Source organism: Synechococcus sp. R55.7 (genome assembly GCF_047461955.1).
Lineage (GTDB): Bacteria > Cyanobacteriota > Cyanobacteriia > Thermostichales > Thermostichaceae > Thermostichus.
This window is the reverse complement of the sequence record NZ_JANSIC010000077.1, coordinates 7,198-11,291: the sequence shown is the minus strand read 5'-3', so window position 1 is coordinate 11,291 and position 4,094 is coordinate 7,198. Positions and strand designations below refer to the sequence as shown.

The 4,094-nt window shown below is 53.7% G+C and carries 3 protein-coding genes; 1 reads left to right on the top strand and 2 read right to left on the bottom strand.

Going from position 1 to position 4,094, the window contains the following annotated elements:
• On the bottom strand, window positions 1-264 hold a 264-nt coding region (locus NW820_RS05810), incomplete at its 3' end, for a hypothetical protein (protein WP_414406942.1).
• A gap of 214 nt (window positions 265-478) precedes the next feature.
• Here NW820_RS05810 and treY point away from each other — a divergent pair.
• Window positions 479-3,280: a malto-oligosyltrehalose synthase gene (treY, locus tag NW820_RS05805; RefSeq protein ID WP_414406941.1), complete on the top strand. Its 2,802-nt coding sequence runs from the start codon at window positions 479-481 to the stop codon at window positions 3,278-3,280.
• 4 nt (window positions 3,281-3,284) lie between these two features.
• On the opposite strand, the gene tpiA is transcribed toward treY, so the two are convergent.
• On the bottom strand, window positions 3,285-4,037 hold the full coding sequence (tpiA, locus tag NW820_RS05800; RefSeq protein WP_414398647.1) for a triose-phosphate isomerase: 753 nt from the start codon (window positions 4,035-4,037) through the stop codon (window positions 3,285-3,287).
• Window positions 4,038-4,094 lie beyond the last annotated feature (57 nt).

The following is a 4,094-nucleotide window of genomic DNA, read 5'->3' as shown; positions in this document are numbered from 1 at the left end:
CTCCAACAGCAGTTGCTGGTTCAAAAGAATCCGAGCGGCTTGAGCTGGGGGATCCCCGCTGCCGGTCGTCGAGGGATTGGGACTGGGGATATCCAGACTGACCTGCACCTGAGGGCTGCTGGCCTGTAGCAAAATCTCTTCCAACCGTTGCTTCAGCAGACGGAGGCGAGCGGGGGCATCGGGGGTGCGCAGGGTCAAAACCAGCTCACTCCCCACCCGAAACTCGCTTTCTGCCCAGGTTGCCTCGCTCCGCCAACTCCCCATCAGCCCACCCACGAGCAGGATCCCTGCCCACCTCGCCATCCTTGCCGGCCCCCTTACCGGGGGTGAAGCGCTCCTCTGTGGCCTTGACAAGTTCACTAACCTCGCCTCTCCCCTGCAGGACTCCTTGATCTTAGCCGCTACCCTAGATACATCTGTTCTCTTGACCCTATGCCGTTGGCAAGCTCGGCTTCTTTGTCATTGTTCTAAGGTCATCATGCGGATCCCGACTTCCACCTATCGCATTCAGTTTCATGCTGGGTTTGACTTCGACGCAGCACGACAGATTGTTCCCTACCTGAAGTTGCTGGGCATCAGTGACTTGTATGCCTCTCCCATCTTCCAAGCCCGCAAAGGCAGCACCCACGGCTACGACGTGGTGGATCCCAGGCAGATTAACCAGGAACTGGGGGGAAGCGAAAAGTTTGAGCTCTTGTGGGAAGCCCTCAATCAGCAGGGAATAGGCTGGATCCAGGACATTGTGCCCAATCACATGGCCTACGATGGCCAGAACCAGATGCTCATGGATGTTCTGGAGAGTGGCCCCAACTCAGATTTTGTTGACTACTTTGATGTGAATTGGAATCACTCTTACCTGGGGATCAAAGGCAGAATCTTAGCCCCTTTCTTGGGAGATTTCTACGACAAATGTTTGGAGTCGGGTCAAATCCAGCTTCGTTATGATGCCGATGGCCTAAGTATTAACTACTACAACTTGAGGTTCCCCCTCAATATTGACACCTATGCGGATGTTTTTACCTACAACCTGAGCAAGCTGCGGCGAAAATTGGGACGCAGCCATCCCGACTACGTCAAGTTACTCGGGATCCTCTTCAGCCTGAAATTCATTCCCAGCAAGGAAGATCTCCTAGAGCGCACCGATCAAATTAGCTTTGCCAAGCATTCTTTGTGGGAACTCTACACGTCTAGCCAACCTATCCAGAGCTTTTTTGACGAGAACATTGCCATTTTTAACGGCAAGCCAGGGGATCCGTCAAGCTTTGACCTGCTGGATAGTCTTCTGGCGCGGCAAAATTTTCGCCTTTCCTTCTGGAAGGTGGGTGCTGAGGAGATCAATTATCGTCGTTTCTTTACCATTAACGAGCTGATCTCGCTGCGGGTAGAAGATCGCGAAGTGTTTCGCAAAACCCATCAGCTTATCTTTAAGCTTGCAGAACAGGGGCGTTTTAGTGGTTTGCGCATCGATCATATCGATGGGTTGTTCAATCCCGAAGAGTATCTCCATCGCCTGCGGGAACGCTGCCCAAATCTTTACATCGTGGTAGAGAAAATACTAGAGGCCAATGAAAGTCTGCCCCAAAGCTGGCCGGTTCAGGGCACAACGGGCTATGATTTTTTAGCTAAGCTCAACGGCATCTTTTGTCAAGAAGAAAATGCAGAGGCTTTTGACTCTCTCTATCAAAATTTCACAAATCTACGGCATTCCCCAGAGCAGGTTATCGAAGATAAAAAACGCCTGATCATCGAGCGCAACCTGTCAGGAGATATGGATAACCTTGCTTTTTTGCTCAAACAGATCACCAGCCACCATCGCTATGCCAATGACTTTACCCTCTACAGTTTACGTCGAGCTTTGGTAGAAGTTTTGGTGTGCTTTCCGGTCTACCGCGTCTATATCCACGAAGGGATCCTCAGTCCAGAAGGTCAACAGGTAATTTGTCAAGCCGTGGAGAAGGCCAAGGAGAATCTGCCCGTTTTGGTGAATGAGCTGAATTTTATTCAGCGCTTTCTCTGCCTGGAGTCTCTGGAAAATTTATCAGACCAGGAGAAAAATGAGCAGATCCATTTTGCCATGCGCTTGCAGCAGTTGGCCGGCCCTCTCATGGCCAAAGGGGTAGAAGATACTGCTTTTTATGTGTACAACCGCCTTTTATCTCTCAATGAAGTCGGCGGGGATCCCTGTCGCTTTGGCCTTTCGGTGCAAGAGTTTCACCGCTTTAATCAAGAGCGGGCAGCTCGGTGGCCTCTGTCCATGAATGCTTCTGCCACCCACGACACCAAGCGTGGCGAAGATGTGCGGGCCCGGCTGAATGTGCTTTCTGAAATCCCCGCCGAGTGGGAAAAGCACATCAACCTTTGGCATGAACTGAACCTCGGCTACAAAGTCCGCAGCAAACAAGCCAAGCGCTCAGAACTGCCGGATCGCAATGACGAGTATTTGCTCTACCAGACATTGCTCGGCTCTTATCCCTTCCAACCGGAAGAGGTACCCCAGTTCGTACAGCGGGTCAAAGATTATGCCATCAAAGCAGTGCGGGAAGCTAAAGTTCACACCGCTTGGCTTCGCCCCGATACCGAGTACGAAGAAGCCACTACCGCCTTTATCGAACGGATCCTTCAAGGTCCTAACCCCTTTTTGGAGTCCTTTTTGCCTTTCCAACGGAAAGTTGCTCACTTTGGCATTTTTAATTCTCTCTCACAGACGCTGATCAAGCTCACCAGCCCTGGGATCCCGGATATTTACCAAGGCACGGAACTGTGGGATTTGAGCATGGTGGATCCCGACAATCGTCGGCCTGTGGATTTTTCCCGTCGCCTCGCCTATCTAGAAGAAATTCAACGGCGGGTTAAACAGGATCCTCTCCAACTCATTGCGGATTTGCTACTACACCGCAGCGACGGACGCATTAAGCTGTTTCTGATTCATCATGTGCTCAAGGCCCGCCAGGAACAGCCCCAATTGTTTCTCGAGGGCAGCTACATTCCTCTGCAAATCAGCGGATCCCATGCTGACCATGTTGTGGCTTTTGCCCGTCAGCACAGTAAGCAGGTATTGCTCACGGCGGTGCCGCGTTTTTTAACAAAGTTGATCGACGAAACCCAAGATCCTCTGGGAGAATCCGTTTGGGCAGATACCGAAATTCATCTGCCGCGCTGGAAGCGGCTGGACTGGGTGAACGGGCTAACCCAGGAAAGGATCCCTGCCGGCGAAACCTTGCCGGTGGGCGTTGTCTTAAAATCCTTCCCGGTGGCCCTGTTGTGGGGACAATCCCGCTAGCGGCCTAGGCGGGGGCTAGGGCCTGAAAATGGACGATGCGGGCAAACTCTTGGGGGTCTAGGCTGGCCCCTCCCACCAACACGCCGTCGATCTCAGGCTGGGCCATCAGCTCATCGATGTTGCCGGCCTTCACCGAGCCGCCATACAAAATGGGCAGTTGGGCATTGCCCAAGTGTTGCCGGATCAAGCCGATGACCCGGTTGGCCTCTTGGGCTGCGCAAGTCTGGCCGGTGCCGATGGCCCAAATGGGCTCATAGGCAATCACCAAGTTCCCCAGATCGATCCCCGGCAAGGCGCGATCCAATTGCCCCACAATCCAAGACTCGGTCAAGCCTTGCTCCCGCTGCTGCTGGCTTTCTCCCACACAGAGGATGGGGGTAAGGCCGTGCCGCTGGGCGGCTGCCAGACGCCGATTGACGGTTTCGTCCGTCTCGCCGAAGTACTGCCGCCGTTCGCTGTGGCCGACGATGACATAGCGCACCCCCAATTCCGCCAGCATGGGGCCGGAAATTTCCCCGGTAAAAGCTCCCTGATCCTCCCAATGTAGGTTTTGTGCTCCCACGGCTATGTCGGATCCGCGGCTTTGCTCTGCCACCACCGCCAGGTCTGTAAAGGGCACACATAGGATGATCTGCCGCTGGGATGCTGACCCTGACGGCGATGACCGTAAAGCCAGGCCCAACTCTCGCAGAAACTCGCGAGCCTCAGCCTGAGTCTTGTGCATTTTCCAGTTGCCGGCGATGAGGATGGGGCGCAAGATGGATCCTCCCTTAGAGACAACAGAAGGAAGGGATCCCGCAAGCAGAAAGCCCAA

Bases quoted from the DNA above. Each gene is read 5' to 3' on its own strand.
- treY (WP_414406941.1), top strand. From the start codon at position 479: ATGCGGATCCCGACTTCCACCTATCGCATTCAGTTTCATGCTGGGTTT.